Annotated in this window: 24 protein-coding genes and 1 other RNA gene; 7 read left to right on the top strand and 18 right to left on the bottom strand. The window is 66.1% G+C overall.

What is annotated here, in order from left to right; genetic code table 11:
- Positions 1 to 92: 92 nt before the first annotated feature.
- The 6 genes from C6570_RS17980 to C6570_RS06460 all read right to left on the bottom strand — a co-directional run bounded on the left by C6570_RS17980 (position 93) and on the right by C6570_RS06460 (position 4854).
- Positions 93 to 476 carry a hypothetical protein gene (locus tag C6570_RS17980; protein WP_123812231.1) on the bottom strand — a complete coding sequence of 128 codons (384 nt, stop codon included), beginning with the start codon at positions 474 to 476 and terminating at the stop codon, positions 93 to 95.
- A 156-nt stretch (positions 477 to 632) separates the two neighbouring features.
- Positions 633 to 1247 (bottom strand): SCO family protein, encoded by a 615-nt coding sequence (locus tag C6570_RS06480; protein WP_106702488.1) that lies wholly within the window; start codon positions 1245 to 1247, stop codon positions 633 to 635.
- 12 nt (positions 1248 to 1259) lie between these two features.
- Entirely contained in the window at positions 1260 to 2189 is a 930-nt protein-coding gene (cyoE, locus tag C6570_RS06475) for a heme o synthase (RefSeq protein WP_106702487.1), read from the bottom strand.
- Entirely contained in the window at positions 2186 to 3409 is a 1224-nt protein-coding gene (locus C6570_RS06470) for a COX15/CtaA family protein (RefSeq protein WP_106702486.1), read from the bottom strand. The genes cyoE and C6570_RS06470 overlap by 4 nt, the downstream gene beginning before the upstream one ends.
- 22 nt (positions 3410 to 3431) lie before the next feature.
- Positions 3432 to 4067 (bottom strand): SCO family protein, encoded by a 636-nt coding sequence (locus C6570_RS06465; protein ID WP_106704551.1) that lies wholly within the window; start codon positions 4065 to 4067, stop codon positions 3432 to 3434.
- Between the two features lie 46 nt (positions 4068 to 4113).
- Complete coding sequence (locus C6570_RS06460; protein WP_106702485.1) at positions 4114 to 4854, bottom strand: SURF1 family protein; 741 nt, start codon at positions 4852 to 4854, stop codon at positions 4114 to 4116.
- A gap of 6 nt (positions 4855 to 4860) precedes the next feature.
- On the opposite strand from C6570_RS06460, the gene C6570_RS06455 reads away from it, so the two are divergent.
- On the top strand, positions 4861 to 5103 hold the full coding sequence (locus C6570_RS06455) for a twin transmembrane helix small protein (protein WP_106702484.1): 243 nt from the start codon (positions 4861 to 4863) through the stop codon (positions 5101 to 5103).
- 96 nt (positions 5104 to 5199) lie between these two features.
- Here C6570_RS06455 and C6570_RS06450 read toward each other — a convergent pair whose 3' ends face one another.
- From C6570_RS06450 to C6570_RS06420, 8 genes are all read right to left on the bottom strand, one after another.
- Positions 5200 to 6081: a cytochrome c oxidase subunit 3 gene (locus C6570_RS06450; protein ID WP_106702483.1), complete on the bottom strand. Its 882-nt coding sequence runs from the start codon at positions 6079 to 6081 to the stop codon at positions 5200 to 5202.
- 88 nt (positions 6082 to 6169) lie between these two features.
- Positions 6170 to 6424 (bottom strand): DUF2970 domain-containing protein, encoded by a 255-nt coding sequence (locus tag C6570_RS06445; protein ID WP_106702482.1) that lies wholly within the window; start codon positions 6422 to 6424, stop codon positions 6170 to 6172.
- Positions 6421 to 7041, bottom strand: a complete 621-nt coding sequence (locus C6570_RS06440) for a cytochrome c oxidase assembly protein (RefSeq protein WP_106702481.1) — start codon at positions 7039 to 7041, stop codon at positions 6421 to 6423. The genes C6570_RS06445 and C6570_RS06440 overlap by 4 nt, the downstream gene beginning before the upstream one ends.
- A gap of 13 nt (positions 7042 to 7054) precedes the next feature.
- The gene (locus C6570_RS18250) at positions 7055 to 7165 is read right to left on the bottom strand and encodes a cytochrome oxidase small assembly protein (RefSeq protein ID WP_425437921.1); all 111 of its coding nucleotides are present in this window, start codon (positions 7163 to 7165) and stop codon (positions 7055 to 7057) included.
- A 36-nt stretch (positions 7166 to 7201) separates the two neighbouring features.
- A complete protein-coding gene (gene ctaD, locus C6570_RS06435) occupies positions 7202 to 8842 on the bottom strand; it encodes a cytochrome c oxidase subunit I (protein WP_106702480.1) in 1641 nt (546 codons plus the stop codon).
- A gap of 40 nt (positions 8843 to 8882) precedes the next feature.
- Positions 8883 to 10481 carry a cytochrome c oxidase subunit II gene (coxB, locus tag C6570_RS06430; RefSeq protein ID WP_106702479.1) on the bottom strand — a complete coding sequence of 533 codons (1599 nt, stop codon included), beginning with the start codon at positions 10479 to 10481 and terminating at the stop codon, positions 8883 to 8885.
- Between the two features lie 22 nt (positions 10482 to 10503).
- Positions 10504 to 11019: a DUF2244 domain-containing protein gene (locus C6570_RS06425; protein ID WP_106704550.1), complete on the bottom strand. Its 516-nt coding sequence runs from the start codon at positions 11017 to 11019 to the stop codon at positions 10504 to 10506.
- Between the two features lie 87 nt (positions 11020 to 11106).
- Positions 11107 to 12027 (bottom strand): class I SAM-dependent methyltransferase, encoded by a 921-nt coding sequence (locus tag C6570_RS06420; RefSeq protein ID WP_106702478.1) that lies wholly within the window; start codon positions 12025 to 12027, stop codon positions 11107 to 11109.
- An 86-nt stretch (positions 12028 to 12113) separates the two neighbouring features.
- Here C6570_RS06420 and C6570_RS06415 point away from each other — a divergent pair, with 86 nt between their 5' ends.
- The 3 genes from C6570_RS06415 (at position 12114) to C6570_RS06405 (ending at position 13845) form a co-directional block, all read left to right on the top strand.
- Positions 12114 to 12836 (top strand): ComF family protein, encoded by a 723-nt coding sequence (locus C6570_RS06415; protein WP_106702477.1) that lies wholly within the window; start codon positions 12114 to 12116, stop codon positions 12834 to 12836.
- Positions 12837 to 12875: 39 nt separating this feature from the next.
- The gene (gene trmL, locus C6570_RS06410) at positions 12876 to 13337 is read left to right on the top strand and encodes a tRNA (uridine(34)/cytosine(34)/5-carboxymethylaminomethyluridine(34)-2'-O)-methyltransferase TrmL (RefSeq protein WP_106702476.1); all 462 of its coding nucleotides are present in this window, start codon (positions 12876 to 12878) and stop codon (positions 13335 to 13337) included.
- A gap of 181 nt (positions 13338 to 13518) precedes the next feature.
- Positions 13519 to 13845, top strand: a complete 327-nt coding sequence (locus C6570_RS06405; RefSeq protein WP_106702475.1) for a hypothetical protein — start codon at positions 13519 to 13521, stop codon at positions 13843 to 13845.
- A gap of 228 nt (positions 13846 to 14073) precedes the next feature.
- On the opposite strand, the gene rnpB is transcribed toward C6570_RS06405, so the two are convergent.
- An RNA gene (gene rnpB / locus C6570_RS06400) (RNase P RNA component class A) lies at positions 14074 to 14394 on the bottom strand.
- Positions 14395 to 14571: 177 nt separating this feature from the next.
- Between rnpB and cysK the strand changes: the two genes are divergently transcribed.
- A complete protein-coding gene (cysK, locus tag C6570_RS06395; RefSeq protein ID WP_106702474.1) occupies positions 14572 to 15489 on the top strand; it encodes a cysteine synthase A in 918 nt (305 codons plus the stop codon).
- A gap of 186 nt (positions 15490 to 15675) precedes the next feature.
- On the top strand, positions 15676 to 16188 hold the full coding sequence (locus C6570_RS06390; protein WP_106702473.1) for a hypothetical protein: 513 nt from the start codon (positions 15676 to 15678) through the stop codon (positions 16186 to 16188).
- Positions 16189 to 16235: 47 nt separating this feature from the next.
- Here C6570_RS06390 and C6570_RS06385 read toward each other — a convergent pair whose 3' ends face one another.
- From C6570_RS06385 to C6570_RS06375, 3 genes are all read right to left on the bottom strand, one after another.
- Complete coding sequence (locus C6570_RS06385) at positions 16236 to 17747, bottom strand: 5-methyltetrahydropteroyltriglutamate--homocysteine methyltransferase (protein ID WP_106702472.1); 1512 nt, start codon at positions 17745 to 17747, stop codon at positions 16236 to 16238.
- A gap of 83 nt (positions 17748 to 17830) precedes the next feature.
- Positions 17831 to 18193 (bottom strand): DsrE family protein, encoded by a 363-nt coding sequence (locus C6570_RS06380; RefSeq protein ID WP_106704549.1) that lies wholly within the window; start codon positions 18191 to 18193, stop codon positions 17831 to 17833.
- Between the two features lie 99 nt (positions 18194 to 18292).
- Positions 18293 to 18523, bottom strand: a complete 231-nt coding sequence (locus tag C6570_RS06375) for a sulfurtransferase TusA family protein (RefSeq protein ID WP_106702471.1) — start codon at positions 18521 to 18523, stop codon at positions 18293 to 18295.
- A gap of 150 nt (positions 18524 to 18673) precedes the next feature.
- On the opposite strand from C6570_RS06375, the gene C6570_RS06370 reads away from it, so the two are divergent.
- Entirely contained in the window at positions 18674 to 20419 is a 1746-nt protein-coding gene (locus C6570_RS06370) for an NAD(P)/FAD-dependent oxidoreductase (RefSeq protein WP_106704548.1), read from the top strand.
- The last annotated feature ends 32 nt before the right edge of the window (positions 20420 to 20451 follow it).

Below are 20451 nucleotides of genomic sequence, written 5' to 3'. Positions count from 1 at the left end.
TCATTGCCTAAAAAGCCAGAAGAAAATACTTGCTCAATAAAAAACTCAGGATCCGTAGGACTTCTTTATTCAGCACCTGAGCTAGACCGCATCTAAGTGTCTTTTGACTCTGCACGAAAGCCAAAGTATGTCAGAACCAAACCTAGAGCAATCAAAAATAGTTCAACATACAGAAAGATCGCTTGTGGAGCGGAGTTGAAGGCTTTGGAATAAGAAGTGGCTGTGAAGAGCCTCAGTACTCCCAAGAGCAACATGAACCAACCAACCAGCGTGTTCAAAGTGCGCCAGTCACGCGTCCAAATATTGTGAGAAAGAACAATTGCAAGACCACCTACAAACATCATCATTCCGGATACGTAAACGCCTGTGACGGTTTGACCTTCATAGAGTCCAGGTTGGATGAAAGGCAGTTCGGCTGCAACTATTACTGCAATGGATGGACCAAGCAATCGTGCAAGCTTTTTTGAGATATCCATGAGAATTGGTATCCGGTCTAAATTTAATTTATCCCTCATTTGTGGCGTTAATGGTTAACCCCACACGTTCGGACCACATGATCCCACAGCCTGCAAGTCGCCACTGACCTTAGCAACCCAATTTGAACTGGTTAAATAACCGTTCTAACCGAGTCATCAACCCGTTTTCAGCAGCAACCGAATATCCTCCGCCAGCGCCTCCGGCCCCATCCCATACCGCGCATACAACCGCAGCCGCCCCTGCGGGTCGTAGACGTAGCTGGCGGCGGTGTGGTCCATACTGTAGCTGGTGGGGGTTTTGCCGTCGACTTTCTTGTAGTAGATCTTGAAGTCTTTCGCCAGCGCGGCCAGGGCCTCGGGCGAGGCGGCGTACAGACCCAGAAAGCTGGGGTCGAAGTTCTGCATGTATTCCTTGAGCACGGCAGGGGTGTCGCGCTCAGGGTCGATGCTGACGAACAGGCCCTGCACCTTGTCGCCATCGGCGCCCAGCAGCTTCTTGACCTGCGCCAGCTCGGTCATGGTGGTGGGGCACACGTCGGGGCACTGGGTGAAGCCGAAGAACAGCACGACCGCCTTGCCCTTGAAGTCGGCCAGCGTGCGCGGCTTGCCGTCAAAGTCGGTCAGCTTGAAATCCTTGGCGTACTCGGCCCCTGTGATGTCCACGCTGTGAAACTGCGGCTTGCCGCGATCACACGCGGATAAAAAAACACCGCTGGCGCCCGCCAGTACAGCGCCGGCAGCTATTGATTTCAGAGCGTTTCTTCGTTGCATGGGCCAGGGCTTTTACAGCAGGTAATGGTCCACCAGCAGCGCGGCAAACAGCAGCGACAGGTGAATCAGGGAAAAACGGAAGGTCTTGCGCGCCAGCGCGTCGGAATAGTGGCGCCACAGCCGGAACGCGTGCCACATGAAGCCCGCGTTCAGCACCAGCGCGGCCGCCAGGTACACCCAGCCGCTCATGCGGTAGATGAAGGGCAGCAGGCACGCCGCCGTGAGGATGAAGGTGTACAGCAGCACCTGCAGGCGCGTGAATTCGTTGCCGTGGGTGACGGGCAGCATGGGCAGGCCGCTCTTGCGGTAGTCCTCTACGCGGTACAGCGCCAGCGCCCAGAAGTGCGGCGGCGTCCACAGGAAGATGATGAGGAACAGGATCAGCGCCTCAGGCCCCACGTAGCCGGTCATGGCCGCCCAGCCCAGCACGGGCGGCATGGCGCCCGAGGCACCGCCGATCACGATGTTCTGCGGCGTGAGCGGCTTGAGGATGACGGTGTAGATCACCGCGTAGCCCACGAAGGTGGCAAACGTCAGCCACATGGTCAGCGGGTTGATCCACACGTACAGGATGGCCGAGCCGGCCACGCACAGCGCGGCGGAAAAACCCAGCGCCTGCCGGTCAGACAGCTCGCCACGCGCGGTGGGACGCCAGGCGGTGCGCTTCATCTTGGCGTCGATGGATTTTTCGACCAGGCAGTTGAAGGCGGCGGCCGCGGCGGCCACCAGCCAAATGCCTGCACAGGCCACGGCCATGCGCAGCAGCGCCGCGCCGCTGGGCAGGCCAGGCACGGCCAGCACCATGCCGATCAGCGCGCAGAACACGATGAGCTGCACCACGCGCGGCTTGGTCAGCACGTAGTACTGCCTCCAGATGGGCATGCTGGGCAAGGCGGCGGCGGGTGCCGGGGCGGCGGAAGGTGGGGGTGCGGCGGTGTTCATGCGCGCAACTCCTGGCGGCGCGGGGCCGGTTGATGGGAGGGGGCCAACTGGCTTGGCGCTGCCCGGCGGCTGGCGCACAGCGCCCAGGCCAGCGCCGTCATCAGGGCGGCGGCGCCGCCGGTGTGCAGCACGGCGGCCACCAGCGGCCAGTCGAGCACCACGTTGGACAAGCCGGTGGCCAGTTGCATCAGCGCCAGCACGGCGATCCAGCGGCGCTGGCGCGCCAGCCGCCCCGCGCGGTGCAGGCGCCAGACCAGCACGCCCAGCAGCACGAACACCAAGTAGGCGAACAGCCGGTGGGTGTAGTGGATGGCCGTCAGCGCGTGAAAGTCCAAGGGCGAGCCGTCGGCCGACAGCCCGAGCGGACGCCAGAGTTCAAAGCCCTGGCTGAAGTCCATCGCCGGCCACCAGCTGCCCTGGCACATGGGGAAGGTGTTGCACACCAGCACGGCGTAATTGGTGCTGACCCAGCCGCCCAGCGCGATTTGCACCGCCACGGCCACGGCGGCCAGCCACAGCAGCGTGCGCAGGCCGGGGGCCAGCGGCTCGGGTGCAAAGCCAGCAGCCTGGCGGTAGCGCTCGGCCTGGGCCGCCAGCAGCACCAGCAGGCCCACGCCGCACACCAGGTGCAGCGTGACGATGGCGGGGAAGAGTTTCATGGTCACCGTCAGGGCGCCAAATGCGCCCTGCGCGCAGACCCATGCCAGCGTGAACAGCGGCCAGCCGGGGTGCAGCACGCGCGATCCGGTGGCCGACGCGCCGCCCTGCGGCGCCGTGCCTGATTGGGTGCCAGCCGCGCGCGCGCGCCGCCATTCGACCCAGGTGGCCACGGCCAGCGCGATGATCAACACGCCCACGGCGGTGGCCAGGTAGCGGTGGATCATCTCAACCCACGCCTTGCCGTGCGTGACGGGGCCGGTGGGCATGGCCTGCTGCGCGGCGGCGATGTGTTCGCGCGCGCCAACCGGGCTGCCCTTGCCGTAGCAGCCGGGCCAGTCGGGGCAGCCCAGCCCGGAATCGGTCAGACGCGTGAAGGCGCCAAACAGCACCAGATCGAACGTCAGAAACAGCGTGAGCACCGTCAGCGCCTGGAGGCGCCGCGCGGCGGGCGCGCCCTGGCTGCGCATGCGCACCCACAGCAGCGGCCCCACGGCCAGCAGCAGGCCCATGGCCATCACGCGCAGGGCCGGGCTCAGGTCGTACAGCGAGGTGGTGTCCATGGTGTGCAGGCGGTGCGTGCGCTCATTCGCGGCCGGGTTGATCCCATGACGCCGAAGCGCGCAGCAGGCGCGCCAGGTCGCGCTTGGCCTTGGAGGCGTTCTCTTTGGTCACCGTGGGAAAGCGCATCATCCAGTGGCCCATGGGGTCGACCACGTACAGCGCATCGGACAGCGGGTGCCCGGCCTCGGGCGTGAGCCACTGCGCCAATGCCTGCGCCGGCACACGCACCACGGTGGCTTGCCCCAGCGCGGGACGCAGGCGGTCGGGCACGCGCTCGTCGTCGGAAACCAGCCAGACCCAGTCGACGCGCTCTTTGTCTTTGCCCAGGCTTTCGCGCAGCTGGCGCTGAAGGTACAGGTTGCTTTCGCAACGGGCATCGCAGCGCGCGGCGCCGACGCTGACCAGCAGCCACTGGCCCTGCAGCTTGCGCAGATCGAAAGGCTGGCCGCTCAGGTCGGTGGCCGCCAGCGCGGGAATGGGGCGCTGCGGCTCGATCAGCACGCCCAGGCTGGTGCCGCCGCCGGGGCGCCACACGTAGTAGCTGAAGTACGAGGCCGCCACCGGCGCCGCGCACACCAGCGCCAGCAGGAGCATCTTCCAGCGGCCGGAGCGCGTGCGTTGCACGTCCTGCGCCAGCGCGTCGGAAGGCGCGGGCATGGGGTAGACCGTCAGGCCCAACGGTTCGTCCGCGGCGGCAAGGCGCTCAGGATCGGGAGGAACGGAGGAAAGGTCGGGCAACTTGGAACCAGATAAAAAGCAGGGCGATGAGCGCGCACAGCCCGAACCATTGGAAAGCGTAACCGTAGTGCTTGTCGACGCCGGTGGCCGGCGGCGGCCAGTCGCGCAGCAAGCCATCGGAGGCGGGGCCGGTCTGCTGCAGGACCACGTGGGCCAGCGGCAGGCCGGTTTCGGCGCTAAAGGCGTCCAGCGCCAGATTTTGCCGGATTCGCCCGGCCGCATCGCGCCCTAGGGAAAAGGCCGCCGGCACCCGGTCTGCCAGCCGGCCGGTGGCGCTGACCGGGCCTTGCGGCGTGGCGACGGGCGGCAGCGCATCGCGCTGCTGAAAGTTGCGCGGCGCCCAGCCGCGCAGCACCAGCACAACGGCAGAGCTGCCCGCCAGGCGCAGCGGCGTCAGCACGTAGAAACCTGCGCGACCGGCCATGGGCCGGTTGTCCAAGAACACGGTTTGCGCGGGCAGCCATTCGCCCGTCAGCGTGGCTTCGCGGTGTAGCAGCGGCGCCACCTGCTCCGGCGCGGTAGCGCCGGCCACCTGGGTGGCTGGGACGGGCGGCAGGTTTTCGCGCGCCTGCAGCGCGGCCTGCAAGGCGATCTTCTCGTCGGCGCGCGACAGCTGCCAGCGGCCCAGCGAAAACGTCAGCGCGATGCCCACGCCTGCGGCAAGGGCAATCAGCGCCCTGCGCCACCCATAGGTTGAGCTGGTCACGGGATAATGTGCTCCATGAAACAGGTACTGATCGGGGTCGCGTTCATCGGCATCATCGCCAGCCTGGCCTCGGCCCTGTTCTTCATGATGAAGGGCGGGCAGCCGGGCCAGCCGGACGACCCCAAGCGCGCGTCCAACATGGTGCGGGCGCTGGCCATGCGGGTGGGGCTGTCGGTGGTGCTGTTCATCTGCATTCTGGTGGCGTGGAAGTTGGGCTACATCCAACCTTCAGGCCTGCCTCAAAATTAATAGCAGCCAGCGCTGGTGGCACGGGCGCTGGCAAGCAAAAAGAGCGCCGTGTGGCGCTCTTTTTAAGTGTGCCACCGATGGGCCACCCAAGCCGCATCACATCCAGTACACCAGGATGTACAGGCCCAGCCACACCACGTCCACAAAGTGCCAGTACCAGGCGGCGCCTTCAAAGCCGAAATGCCGCTCGGGCGTGAAGTGGCCCTTCATCAGGCGCAGCGTGATGAACAGCAACATCAGCATGCCCACAAACACGTGCAGACCGTGAAAGCCCGTTAGCATGAAGAACGTGGAGCCGAACACGCCAGAGCTGAGCTTCAGGTTCAGCTCGGTGTAGGCGTGGTAATACTCGTAGCCCTGCACGAACAGGAAGGTGACGCCCAGCAGCACCGTGATCCACATGAAGGCGATGCAGCGCGCGCGGTGTGCCGCCTGCAGGGCGTGGTGCGCGATCGTCAGCGTCACGCCGGAAGTCAGCAGCAGCGCCGTGTTGATGGTGGGCAGCCAGAACGGGCCCATGGTCTGGAAGGGCTCGACGATGCCGCCGGGCGACGCGGTGGCGCCGGGCACCGAGCTGGGCCACACGGCCTTGAAGTCGGGCCACAGCAGCGCGTTGTCCAGGCTGCCCAGCGTGGGCACCGAGTGCGAGCGCGCCCACCACAGCGCGGTGAAGAACGCGCCGAAGAACATCACCTCGGAGAAGATGAACCAGCTCATGCTCCAGCGGTAGGACAGGTCGATCTTGCGACCGTACAGCCCGCTTTCGCTCTCGCGCACGGCGTCGCTGAACCACTGGTACAGCACCACCAGCCACCATGCCAGCCCGGCAAAGAACACGTAGGGCGCCCAGTGCGAGCCATTCACCCACTGCGACGCGCCCAGGATGACAAAGAACAGCCCGATGGACGCCATCACAGGGTGCCGGGATTCGCCCGGAACGAAGTAGTACGGCGCCTTGCCGTGGACGGTGCTCGACATGTTCACTTCACTCCTGTGCTCTCTAATTTATAGCTGCTTACGCTTGTGTGACGGGCGCCAGCAATCAATTTCACTTATAAAACCGTAATCAAAAACCCGTGGATCCGCTGGCCACAGCCCAGCGCACCACCAGCAACAGCACGCCGATGAACACCGCCAGCGCGATCAGCCCCGCGATCACGACGTGCAGGGGGCTGACCTGGGCCAGATCCTGCTGGTAGCCGCTGCGCTTGCGCACCCCCAGAAACCCCCAGGCGACCATGCGCATCGAGCGCCAGAACGAAGGCTTGGCGGCCACGGGCGCGGCGCCTTCGGCGTTGGTTTCGGGCGATGGCGCGCTCATGCGCCCGCTCCCGCAGTGGATGGCGCAGCGCGCGCCGCACTGGTGACCGGCGCGGCCGGCGTCTTGCCGCCCACCTCAAAGAAGGTGTAGGACAAGGTGATGGTGGTCACATCCTTGGGGATGCGCGGGTCGATGACGAAGGCCACCGGCCAGTCTTTCTTTTCGCCCGGCGCCAGCGTGTACTGGTTAAAGCAGAAACACTCCAGCTTATTGAAATGCGGCGCGGCCTGGCGCGGCGCATAGCTGGGAATGGCCTGGGCCGACATGGTGCGGCTTTGCACGTTCTGGAATTCGTACATCACGGTGGCCAGCTCGCCCGGGTGCACCTGGATGGAGCGCTGCGCGGGCGCAAAGCGCCAGGGGCCACGCGAGTTGGCGTCGAACTCCACCGTGATGGTGCGCGTCTTGTCGATCTGCGTGTTGGCACTGCGCGCCGCGGCGGCGCCCGTCAGGCCGTTCCCCGGCACCTGCTTTTCGGTGATCGACAGGATGTTGATGCCGGTGGCCTCACAAATGGCGCGGTACAAGGGAATCAACGCGTAGCCAAAGGCGAACATGCCGACCGTGATCACGGCCAGCTTGCCCACCATCTTCACGTTTTCGCTGCGAAGTGCCATGGCCAAGGCGCCCTTATCCGCCCAGAACAACCATGCGGACCATGAAGCCCACGAAAAACACCAGCGCGACGGTGGCCAGAATCAGGCCCAACCGCGTGTTGCGCTTCTTTTGTTCGGTCGTGATCATGCGTGGTTAACCCGAGGCAGGTGCAACATCCGATCAGCCAATCACGCGGGTGCCCGAGGCATCCAGCTTGGGCGGCGTTTCGAAGGTGTGGAAGGGCGCGGGCGACGGCACTTCCCATTCCAGGCCCTCGGCGCCTTCCCACGGTTTTTGCGGGGCTTTCTCGCCCTTGCCTCGCATGCAGGGCAGCACGACGAACAGGAAGAAATACACCTGCGCGAACCCGAAGAAGAAGGCCCCTACCGACGCGATCATGTTGAAGTCGGCGAACTGCATGGGGTAGTCGGCATAGCGACGCGGCATGCCAGCCAGCCCCAGGAAGTGCATCGGGAAGAAGGTGACGTTGAACGAGATGATCGACCACCAGAAGTGGATGCGGCCGCGCGTTTCGTTGTACATCACGCCGGTCCACTTGGGCACCCAGTAATAGAAGCCCGAGAACATCGCGAACAGCGAGCCAGCCACCAGCACGTAGTGGAAGTGGGCAACGATGTAGTACGTGTCTTGAATCTGCGTGTCGATCGGCGCAACGGCGGGAATCAGGCCCGTGAAACCGCCGATGGTGAACACGAAGATGAAGCCGACGGCGAACAGCATGGGCGTCTCGAAGGTCATCGAGCCGCGCCACATGGTGGCGATCCAGTTGAAGATCTTCACGGCCGTGGGCACGGCGATCAGCATGGTCGCGTACATGAAGAACAGCTGGCCCGTAACCGGCATGCCCGTGGTGAACATGTGGTGTGCCCACACGATGAACGACAGGATGGCGATGGCCGACGTGGCGTACACCATGGACGCGTAGCCAAACAGGCGCTTGCGCGCGAAAGCCGGAACCACCTGGCTGATGATGCCGAAGGCCGGCAAGATCATGATGTACACCTCGGGGTGACCGAAGAACCAGAAGATGTGCTGGTACATGACCGGGTCACCGCCGCCGGCGGGGTTGAAGAAGCTGGTGCCAAAGTGGCGATCGGTCAGCGTCATGGTGATGGCGCCCGCCAGCACCGGCATCACCGCGATCAGCAGGTAGGCGGTGATCAGCCAGGTCCAGCAGAACATCGACATCTTCATCAGCGTGAGCCCCGGGGCGCGCATGTTGAGGATGGTGACGATGATGTTGATCGCACCCATGATGGACGATGCGCCCATGATGTGCATGGCGAAGATGCCCGCATCCATCGACGGGCCCATCTGCAGCGTGAGCGGCGCATACAGCGTCCAGCCGGCCGCGGGTGCGCCGCCGGGCATGAAGAACGAACCCACCAGCATCAGGCCTGCCGGAATCAGCAGCCAGAAGCTGAAGTTGTTCATGCGCGCGAACGCCATGTCGGATGCGCCGATCTGCAGCGGAATCATCCAGTTCGCAAAGCCGACGAAGGCCGGCATGATGGCGCCGAACACCATGATCAGCCCGTGCATGGTGGTCAGCTGGTTGAACAGCTCCGGGTTGACCAGTTGCAGGCCCGGCTGGAACAGCTCGGCACGGATCATCAGCGCCAGCACCCCGCCCACCATCAGCATGGTGAACGAGAACAGCAGGTACAGCGTGCCGATGTCTTTGTGGTTGGTGGCGAACACCCAGCGGCGCCAACCGGTGGGCACGTGGTGCTCGTCGTGATGATCGTGCGCGTGGTCGTGATGACCTGCGGCGTGGGAAGGAGGGAGTACGGCGCTCATGGGGAATTCCAGGTCAATACTGTCAGGATGCTGCCACTGCTCATTGAGCGGCGACGATGTCCACGCGGCGACCTTCGCGATCGGCGCCCTGCGCGGCCGTGATGACTTCCGGCTTGCGCATGTCGATGCGGTTGCCCGCCACTCCACCCGCCTCCAGCGCGCCTCGCACGGCGGTGGCACGGTTCTTCGCCAACTCGCCGTTGGCATCTGCATTGCCCGTGGAATCCACAAAGCCAGACAGCGCGATCTTCACGTCAGGGTGTGCCTTGAGGTATTCGACGGCGGCCTTCAGCGTGGCCGTGGATTCCGCGTCCAATTCGCTCTTGCCCGTCGCGAAGAAAACCTGGTAAGGCATACCGGCCGCAGGCGCAGCTGCGGTGCTGGGCGCGGATGCGGCAGCCGCCGGTGCGGGCGCAGGCGTGGCACCAGGATTGGCCGCGGGAATGCCGCCAGCCGGAAACTCGCCGGCGCGCGCGGCCTTGAACTGCGCAGGCTGCACCAATTGGCCCGTGTGGTTGCCCCAATGGTTTTTGGTGAAGGTGACCACGGCGGCCAGCTCGGTGTCCGAAAGCTGCTTCCATGACGGCATGGCACCGTTGTTGCGGCCTTCCAGCACCACGTGCATTTGCTCGCCCAAGGGGCCTTGCACAATCGCGCTGCCGTCCAGGGGCTTGATCGGGCCGGCACCCTTGCCGGTGGGCAGGTGGCAGGCTGCGCAGTTCGCGGCATAGACCTTCTCACCGCGCGCCATCAGCTCGGGCATCGTCCAGACTTTGTTGGGGTCATCGGCCAGCGCGGCCAGGCGTTTCTTCTCGGCATCGACCCAGGCGGTGTAGTCGGCTTGCGAAAGCACCTTCACATGGATGGGCATGTAGGCGTGTTCTTTGCCGCACAGCTCGGCGCATTGGCCGTAGAAGTCGCCCACTTTCTCGGCGCGGAACCAGGTGTCGCGCACGAAGCCGGGGATCGCATCCTGCTTGACGCCAAAGTACGGCACCATCCAAGAGTGGATCACGTCGTTGGCGGTGGTGATGATGCGCACCTTCTTGTCGACGGGCACCACCAGCGGGTGGTCCACCCGCAGCAGGTAGTCGTTGCCTTCGGGCTTGCCGGCGTCGGACATGGCGCGCTGCGCCGGGTCCAGGGTGGACAGGAAGGCGATGCCTTCGCCTTCACCACTCAGGTAGTCGTAGCCCCACTTCCACTGGTAACCCGTGGCCTTGATGGTCAGGTCGGCGTTGGAGGTGTCTTTCTGCGCAACCACCACCTTGGTGGCGGGCAGCGCCATGCCTATCACAATCAGGAAGGGCACGATGGTCCACAGCACTTCGACCGTGACCGATTCATGGAAGGTGGCCGACTTGGCGCCCTGCGATTTGCGGTGCTTCCAGATCGAATAGAACATCACCCCGAACACCGAGACCAGAATGATCGAGCAGATGATCAGCATCATCCAGTGCAGATCGGCCTGGGCTGCGGCGATGCGCGTGGCCGGCGGTGGCAGGTTGAGCTGATGGACGGCCGGGCCGCCCGGCAGATCTTCCACGCGCGACGCGAAGGCGCCAGTGGCGGTCAAAGCCGCTGTCCAGATGGCCGCGTGGCGCGAAACGCCAGCCAGCCTTTTTGAAATGCTCTTCATCGTGCTCACGTTCCTCAGTGCCTCACTCAACCACTTCCCGGTCTGCACCGAGCCCCGCGCCACGTGTACGCAGTGCCCAGCGCATCTCTCCCGCCAGTGCTTTTCGCCATTCCGGGCGCACGTGGCGACCCACTTCAACCCTGCGGCCGTGCGCGCCGATATCGATCAGCGCGCTGCCTCCCATCCCTACACGAACCTGCACAAAAGCACTGGCAAATTCGATGCGTTCGCTGCGGCCTGCGCGGTCTTGCTCGACGATCAGCCGGCCATCCGTCAACCACACGGTTTCGCCGTCGGTGGCGTGCCTGGCATACGACAGGATGGCCGCGCCCAGCGCCAGCAATTCCAGCCCGGCAAACGCCATCACAAGGCGCGCGCCCATGAGCCAGAACACCAAGCCCACCACCGCCGACACCACGCACACCGATGCGTAGAAAGACCCCAGCTGCCCCGGTGTCACGCTGCAGTTGCGCCGCAGTCGCCACGCCAGCGCCTGACCGCTGACATGAGCGAACCGGAATGTCGACGAACCGTGCATGGCGACCTCCTGGGCCAACCGCTGCGTGAACCGCTTCACGCTCTTGCAAATGAGTTTAACCGACTCCCCTCAGGGGTTTGATAAATCTCAACTTCTGCGCGAATTTTGTTGTCGCGTGCGCAACGACGCCCGCATGTCGTCCAGGGCAATGTGGGTTTGGCCAGCCACCGCGTGGCGCGGCGCGGGCTTGAGCGCGTGGCCGTAAATCACCTCGAACGTGAGCGTCAGCGGCCCGCCGGGCGCGGGCTGGCGCAGCCCCTGGTCCAGCTCGGCCAGCAGGCGCGCGCGCCAGTCGCGCCCGCGCAATGCACCAAATCGGCCCACCGCCAGGTTGCGCCCCAGTTCGCGCAGCTCGGCCAGCAGGCGTTCGGGCGATTCAAACTGCAGCGTCAGCGTTTCCATGTCCATCACCGGCTCGGCAAAGCCCGCGGCGACGAGCTGGTCGCCCCAGTCGTGCATGTCGGTGAATTCGTGGGCAGGCGCGGGCCAACCCAAGCGGCCGTACAGCGCGCGCAATTGCTTGAGCGTGTCCGGCCCCAGGCAGGAGAACATGACGAAGCCGTCCACCGCCAGCGCGCGGTGCCACGCGGCCAGCAGCGCCTGGGGCGCGGCGACGTGGTGCGCCAACATGTTGCCCCAGACCAGCTGCACGCTGGCGTCGGGCGGTGCCAGCACGTGCTCGACACGCTCGCGCGGCGCGCCGCTGGCCAGGCGGCGCCACCAGGGTTTTGCTTCTTTCTTAGTAGCTGCCAGCGCTGATCCCGCCTGCGCCGAGACCCAAAAACACTTGGCATCCGGATAGCGCTTGGCCACCAGCGCATGGCCATCTAGGCCGCCGCGCACCGGCTCCCAGTCGGCCCACTGCTGCACCGGCAGGCGGATGACGTCCAGCCGCTCGCCCATGCGGCGGGCGACTTCCTCGTGCAACCAAGGTGAGGCGGTCAGCGCGCGCGCCGCCCAGCGTTCGGCGGCAACAGGATCCAGGGTGGGGGGCAGGTCGGCGGGCATGGCAAACAAGTCGCCCGCAGTATATTGAGGCGGCACTGCCCGCGCCGCCGTGGGGCTGCCCTGCCTGGCCCACGCCGCCCTGCCCCATGTTGTTGCGCCCCTTGCTCAGACTGATTCGCCCCGGCGGGCTGGCCGCGCTGCCCAGCCAGTGCCACATTTGCCACGCGTGGCCTGCGCAGCCGCTATGCGAACGCTGCGTGGCGCGGTTCGCGCAGCCGGTCGCGCGGTGCGAGCGCTGCGCGCTGCCGCTGACGGGCGACGCCCGCATTTGCGGGGCGTGCCTTAAAAACCCGCCACCGCTGGATCTTTGCCTGGCCGCCGTGCACTACGCCTGGCCGTGGGCAGACCGCATCACGCAGTTCAAGTTCAGCGCCGAACCCGGCCTGGCCACGCCGCTGGCCGCACTGCTGGGCGCAGCGCCGGGCGTGGCCAGCGCGCTGGGCGCCGCCGACCTGCTGATCCCGCTGCCGCTGTCGGACCGGCGCCTGGCCGAGCGCGGCTACAACCCCGCGCAGCTGCTGGCCGAGCGGATCGCCCCGGCGCGCCTGCCACCGCGCCTTGACCTGCTGCTGCGCACCCGCCACACCGCGCCGCAGCACGATTTGCCCCGCGCGCAGCGCCTGCGCAACGTGCGCGGCGCCTACGCCGTCGACCCCTTGCTGGCCACCCAGCTGGCGGGCCGGCGCGTGGTCCTGGTGGACGACGTGATGACCACCGGCGCCAGCCTGTTTGATGCGGCCCGCGCGGTGCGCGGCGCGGGCGCGGCGCACGTCACCGCCCTCGCCCTGGCGCGCACGCCGCCGCACTGACGCAGCTGGCCCGAAGTTGGCGGCGGCACAATCGCGCCCATGTTCCATATCGTTCTGGTCGAGCCCGAAATCCCGCCCAACACCGGCAACGTGATCCGCCTGTGCGCCAACACCGGGGGCGACTTGCATTTGATCGAGCCGCTGGGCTTTTCGATGGACGACAAGCACATGCGCCGCGCGGGGCTGGACTACCACGAGTACGCCGAAGTCCGCCGCCACGCCAGTTGGCAGGCGTTCATGGGTGCCTGCCAACCAGCGGCCGACCGCCTGTTCGCCTTGACCACGCGCGGCACCCGCACCGTGCACGACGTGGCGTTTCAACCCGGCGACTGGCTGGTTTTTGGCGCCGAAACGCGCGGCCTGCCGCCGCTGGTGCGCGACGCGATCGCACCTGCACAGCAGCTGCGCCTGCCCATGCGCGCCGGCCAACGCAGCCTGAACCTGTCGAACGCGGTGGCCGTCACCGCGTTCGAGGCCTGGCGCCAGAACGGCTTTGCCTGACTGCAGCCAAGGCTGCGGCACGGCGACCGTGCTTTTTCGACCGCTTCGTCGACTAAGTTCGGCCAAAACCGCGGCAAAAACGCTTCGTGCGCCCCTGCGGCGATAGACTGCCCTACGGATCAGAGGTGCCATCTCACATGACTGCGGCGCCCGCGTTTTCCTTGTTCCGTTCGCGAATTTCATGCCTCCAGCCCTCAAGCCGTTTGCCGTCGCCGTCCAGGCCATCAGCCGCCGACTGGTTGGCCAGCGCACGGCCAGCAAAGCCGACCTGACACGCATCCGCAGCGCCATGCTGGAGCGCGTGCTGGATTGCGAGCTGAAAACGGTGCGCCGCATCCGCGTGCAACTGGCGGGCGCCAGCTCGGCCGTGCAGCTGTGGCTGCTGCGCAGCGAGGTTTACCAGGCGGTGTCCGAGCAATTCGGCCAAGCCGAGGCGGCCGCGCGCATCGAATCGCTGCAGCCGCTGTTCGAAGGCTTTCTGCCCGCCAAGCAGCTGCGCGCGGCCTGAAAGCGCATCTGCCGGACGATCCGGCACCAGCCCATTCATCCAGCGCAAGCCCAATGCGCCCACGCGGCTGCATGGCGACAAGCGCTTTAAAAACTACTAATTTGATAGCTGCCAGCGCTGATGCACAGTGCGCTGGAGGCACTTCTGACCTTCAACGTCGCCACGTTGAATGCGGGCCGCGCTGGCCACAGGCGCAACCGGCATCGCGCCGGCGCGCCAGGAAAAAAAGTGTGAAGTCCGCCGATACGCCGGATTCTGTGCGTGCCCGGTTGCCCGTGCACGTGACCGCCATCAATCTGGGCCGGGGGTCGCCCACCCGGCTCGGTGCCACCTACCCGCACACTCGGCGGGCCGCCTCAACGTGTGCCTACTTGGTGTTGCTGCGCGCAGAGATTGCCCGTTTCACCCGAACTGAATCGGCTCGTCTCTGTTGCTCTGATCCTCACCTCACGGTGGAGAGCCGTTAGCTCCTGCGCTGCCCTGTGCAGTCCGGACGTTCCTCCAGTGCGCTCTTTCGAGACATGCACCAGCGGCGGTCTGGCGGGCTTCACGGGGCGGATTATCCCGCAACGGCTGCGCATGCCCGCGATCGCCCGGCGCAGCGCCGAATTCGATATGGAAAACCGTCATATCCATATCGCTTCACGTCGGAACAAGTGCGTAAGAATGCACCACTCACTCACCCTATTCGTGCGCACTTTGTTCGCACCCTTTCCAGGAGACGACATGCCATTCGCCAACGTCCTCGAAACCATCGGCAAGACGCCGGTGATCCGCATCAACCGCCTGTTCGGCCCTGACGCGCAGGTCTGGGTCAAGAGCGAGCGCACCAACCCCGGTGGCTCGATCAAGGACCGCATCGCGCTGGCCATGGTCGAAGACGCCGAGAAGTCGGGCAAGCTCAAGCCCGGCGGCACCATCATCGAGCCGACCAGCGGCAACACCGGCGTCGGCCTGGCCATGGTGGCGGCCGTCAAGGGCTACAAGCTGATCCTGGTCATGCCCGACAGCATGAGCGTGGAGCGCCGCCGGCTGATGCTGGCCTACGGCGCCACGTTTGACCTGACGCCCCGCGAAAAAGGCATGAAGGGCGCCATCGCCCGCGCCGAGGAACTGGCCGCGCAAACGCCCGGCGCGTGGATTCCGCAACAGTTTGACAACCCGGCCAACGTCGCGGTGCACGAAGCCACCACCGCGCAAGAAATCCTGGCCGACTTCCCGGGCGGGCTGGACGCGCTCATCACCGGCGTGGGCACGGGCGGGCACATCACCGGCGTCGCCAAGGTGCTGAAGGCCAAGTGGCCCAGCCTGAAGGTGTTCGCGGTAGAGCCCACCCAGTCGCCCGTGATCAGCGGCGGCCAGCCTGCGCCACACCCCATCCAGGGCATTGGCGCGGGCTTCATCCCGAAGAACCTCGACACCAGCCTGCTGGACGGCGTGATCCAGGTCGAAGCCGAGCCCGCACGCGAGTACGGGCGCCGCAGCGCGCGCGAGGAAGGCCTGCTGGTCGGCATCAGCAGCGGCGCCACCTTGGCCGCCATCGCGCAGAAACTGCCCGAGCTGCCCGCAGGCAGCCGCGTGCTGGGCTTCAACTACGACACGGGCGAGCGCTACCTGTCGGTTGAAGGCTTCTTGCCGACCTGAGCACGCGAAGCCGCCCCCGACTGCCAGAATTTGCAGGGCCGGGAAGCGACGGGCGATGGCAACCCCGATGTTGCACCCACGTAACAATACGTGAAATTTAATCCCTCGTTTAGGGGATAACCATAGGCCGGGGAGCCATGGAAAGGGTCGACACTGACCCTCGACCGTAAACTTTTGGCGTACCCCATGATCTACCAGAAAACCGCGCTCGGTCTTCAGGCGATGAAAGATCGAAGCGTGGCGGACATCACTCGCAACCAGCGCGCTGTGTTGATCTTGCTGGACGGTGTCCGCACCGCCTCTGCCGTACTCAGCGCCACTGGCACCTTGGGCGTTTCAAGCGCGGACATCGACGTGCTGGCTGAGCGTGGGCTGATCGCCGCCATTCAAACCGGCCGCCCCGCCGCCAACGAAGCGCCAGTGACCGACTTTGCGTCCAGCACGCTGGCGGCCAAGCAGGGGCCAATGGCCCTGCCGGTGGCGCCCAACAACGATCAAGAACGCATTCGCCGTTACCAAAAGGCTTACCCGTTGGCCACGCAGCTGACGGCCAAGCTCGGCCTGCGCGGCTTCCGCCTGAATCTGGCCGTGGAAGCCGCCGACGGGTTTGAAGGGCTGGTGGAATTGCTGCCCAAACTGCGCACCGCGGTGGGTGAGGAGCGCCTGGCCCCTTTGAAAGCAGCACTGGAAGGCAAATAGGCGCCGCAGCCAGCAGCGCCATTACCCAACGCCGTTACCCAGCGCCGCTACCGAAATCGCTCGGCCGCCTGCGCGATCACAGCCAGCTTGTCCTGCGCCAGATGGGTGCCGCAGATCGGGTTGTCGGCAAAGGTGGCAAAGCCGCAGTCGGGGTGCAGCAGCAGGCGGTCCTGGCCGAACAGGTCGATGGCGCGCTGGATGCGCTCTGCCACCTCGTTCACCGCTTCGGCGTGCTGCAGCTTCTGGTTGACCACGCCCACGCCGATGCGCGCGTCTTGCGGCAGGCGCTGCAGCACGGCCATGTCGCCCGCGCGCGGCGTGGCCATTTCCAGCAGGTAGGCGCCCACGCGCACCTGCCCCAGGGTGTCGACCAGCGGCTCGTAACTGCCAGACAGCGCCACGGCCTCGTCGGGCGTCCAGTTGCCGCGGCAGACATGCAGCGCCAGGCGCTCGCGCGGAAAGCCTTCCAGCACCGCATTCAGCAGATCGCGCGCAAACGCCAGCTCTTCAGCCGGCGGGCGCGATTCGGACAGCGCGCCGCACATGAACGACCGCTTGTTCTTGGCGCCCGAAAACACCACTTCCGACAGCACCGGCTCGTCAAACTGCACCAGCGCGGCGCCGGTCTGCATCAGCTCGGCCAGTTCTTCGCGCAGCACGCGCACGATGTCCTTGGCGATGTCTTCGCGGCTGGCGTAGGCCTGGTCCGAAATGCATTCCATCCACATGGTGCGCGTCAGCAGGTACGGCCCGGGCAGCGCCACCTTCACGGGCCGCTGCGTCACGCTGCGGGCAAAGTCCACTTCGTGCGCGACCAGCGGGCGCGATCGCGCCAGCGGGCCGAACACGGCGGGGTGGCGCACGTCGGCGGCGGGAATGTCCAGCGCGCGCAGCTCGGCCTCGAAATCTTCCGGGTGATCGACCAGCGGCAGCAGATCGGTCAGCGGGATCAGCTGGCAGTTGTCCAGACGGCTGGCAACAAAGCTGGCGTAGCTGTCGCGCCGCTGCTCGCCGTCGGTGACGATATCCACGCCCGCGCGTTCTTGCGCGGCGATGGCCAGGCGCACCGCGTCGTCGGCGGTCTGCTGGAATTCGCGCGTGGACAGGCGCCCCTCCACGTGCGCGTGCATCGCCTCGATCATCCAGCGCGGGCGCGGCCACGACCCCATGCTGGTCACCGCCAGCGGGGGCACGCGCGGCGCGGCCACCGGCTGGCGCGCGGCGCCCAGCAGCACCTCGGTCGGCCCCTCGTCCGCGCCTTTCGGCTGATCGGGCTGGGTGGCCGCGGCGGTGCGCTCAGCCAGCGCGCCCTTGCTGACCAGAAAGGCGCGCTGGCGACCCACCTTGGTCCACGACACCAGCTCGTTGCCCGTCAGGCGGCACCAGGCGGGCAGGTCTTCGTCCACCGAGATTTCGGTGGAGCGGATTTCCAGCAGCCCGCCGCGCGGCAGCGGGTCGATGTGCTTGCGGATCAGCAGCAGCAGGCCGTTGCCGCAGTCAAGGTCGCCGCCGTCGAAAGACACATCGGGCGGCAGGGGATGGGCGTCGATCGGTTCCATGCGGGTGGCGCCCGGCGGGGCGCTGAATCTTTAAGCCAAATCGGCCTCTGGCGCTGGTGCAACCTGCGCCAGCAGCTATTCAATCAATAGCAAATCGACGGAGCGCCTTCGCTCATGAATTCGACCAGCTTGGCCCCGCCCACCACCTTGGCGCCGGCGATCAGCTGGGTTTCGTCCAGCGCGCGCTTTTTGAAGCAGGGCGAACACACGTAGATGGTGCCGCCGGCTTCGGCGAACGAAGCCATCAAATCCTTCAGCGGCGCAAAGCCTTCCTCGTGGATGTCATCGGCATAGCCCTTTTGCGACAGGCGCGTGCCTTCGATGGACAGAAACACGACGGTTTCCTTGTCCGAAGCCACGGCCGCGTTGGCCACCACAAAACCGACGGTGGCCTTGTCGGTGTTGTCTTTACCGAAGCTGATGGAGACGACAAACTTGCCAGACATGTTGCATTCCTTCAAAGGGATAGATTCAGAAAGTGCGGCTCCAGCGCGCCTGAATGCTGCACAGTGCGCCACACAGAACGCACCATACCCCAAGCGCGCCTAAGCCCAATCGCTGCGCGAGCGAATCCAGTACGCGTGTTGCGCTGGGTCATGCGCCAGCAGCGCGTTGCGCGTCATGCGGCACCAGGCGGGAATGTCGTCCGGCGCGCCCTCGTCCAGTGCCGTCACCCGCAGCACCTGGCCCGGCATGCGCTTGAGGCGCGCGCGCAGCTCAATCACCAGCTCGCCGCAACCCAGCGGCCCGGCGTTCCATTCGGCGTCGTGGTGCATCAGCGTTTTGGGTGGGTGGGTTCAAGGTGATGGCCGGCTCTCGACAGGTGCGCATTGCCATGCCTGGTCAGCATAGCGCAGGCGTTTCACGGGCGGCGCGCCGTATCATCGCCGTGCTCCTTGCTTGATCACCACAAGCCCGACCACACCATGATCCGCATCGCCGAACTGCGCCTGCCCCTGTCGCAGGCTGAAGACCCCATTACCGCCCTGCGCGCCGCTGCGGCTGCGCGCCTGAAGCTTGCGCCCGAGGCCATCGCCGATCTGACGGTTTTCAAGCGCAGCTTTGATGCGCGCAAGGCCGATTTGCTGGCGGTGTACATCGTCGACGTCGCGCTGGCCGAGCCGGCACGCGAAGCCGCCGTGCTGGCCCCGCTGGCGGGCGACCCGCATGTGCGCCCCACGCCCGACATGGCCTGGCGCCCGCCCGTGGGCGCCGCGGCAGATTGGTCGGGCGAGCGCCCTGTAGTGATCGGATTTGGCCCGTGCGGCATCTTTGCCGCGCTGGCGCTGGCGCAGCTGGGCCTGAAGCCCATCGTGCTGGAACGCGGCAAACCGGTGCGCGAGCGCACGCAGGACACTTGGGGCCTGTGGCGGCGCAGCGAGCTGAACCCCGACAGCAACGTGCAGTTTGGCGAGGGCGGCGCAGGCCTGTTTTCTGACGGCAAGCTGTACAGCCAGATCCGCGATCCGCGCTTTCTGGGCCGCAAGGTGCTGCAGGAATTCGTGCAAGCAGGCGCGCCCGAAGACATCCTGTGGGAAGCGCACCCGCACCTGGGCACCTTCCGCATGGTGAAGGTGGTGGAAAGCCTGCGCGAACGCGTCCTGGCGCTGGGCGGCGAGATCCGCTTTCAGCAGCGCGTGGTCGATTTGCTATTGAATCAAGAGCTGCCAGCGCCCGCCCTGCAAGCGCTGGAGGTCGAAAACCTTCAAAACGGCGAGCGGTACGAGCTGCCCACACGCCACGCCATCCTGGCCGTGGGGCACAGCGCGCGCGACGTGTTCATGCAGCTGTACCGGCGCGGGGTGACGATGCGCGCCAAGCCGTTTTCGATCGGCGTGCGCATCGAGCATCCGCAGGGCGTGATCGACCGCGCGCGCTGGGGCACGCACGCGGGCCACCCGCTGTTGGGCGCGGCGGACTACAAGCTGGTGCAGCACATCGGCAGCGGGCCGGCGGCGGGCCGCACGGTGTACAGCTTCTGCATGTGCCCTGGCGGCACGGTGGTGGCCGCCACCAGCGAACCGGGCCGCGTGGTCACCAACGGCATGAGCCAGTATTCGCGCGCCGAGCGCAATGCCAACGCGGGCATGGTGGTGGGCATTGACCCACCCGACTTTCCGCGCGACCCAGCGCAGTTTGAGGCGCAACTGGGCGAGCATTTCGGGGCGGGGGACCCGGCCGCAGACGCCGCCCATCCGCTGGGTGGGCTGGTGCTGCAGCGCCAGCTGGAAGCGGGCGCTTTCACCCTGGGCGGCAGCAATTACCGCGCGCCGGCACAGCGCGTGGGCGACTTTCTGGCGCGGCGCACGTCCACCGGGCCGGGCGAGGTCGAGCCCTCTTACCGCCCCGGCGTGACCTGGACCGACCTGCACGCCGCCCTGCCCGCCTGGGTCACCAACGCACTGCACGCCGCGCTGCCCGCGTTTGGCCGCAAGATCAAAGGCTACGACATGGCCGACGCGGTGATGACGGGCGTGGAAACGCGCACGTCGGCCCCGGTCAACATCCAGCGCGGCGACGATTTTCAAAGCCTGAACGTGCGCGGCCTGTACCCGGCTGGCGAAGGGGCGGGCTACGCCGGCGGCATTTTGTCGGCGGGCGTGGACGGCCTGCGCACGGCCGAGGCGGTGGCAGTGCAGCTGCTGGGGGTGCCGGCGAATCCGCTTGGCTGATCGGCGCGCAACAGTTTCAGGCCGGCGCCGGC

Origin of the sequence: Ottowia oryzae, assembly GCF_003008535.1 — a bacterium.
GTDB lineage: Bacteria > Pseudomonadota > Gammaproteobacteria > Burkholderiales > Burkholderiaceae_C > Ottowia > Ottowia oryzae.
Note: the sequence above shows the minus strand (reverse complement) of the source record. Positions and strands in the feature narration are given on the sequence as shown.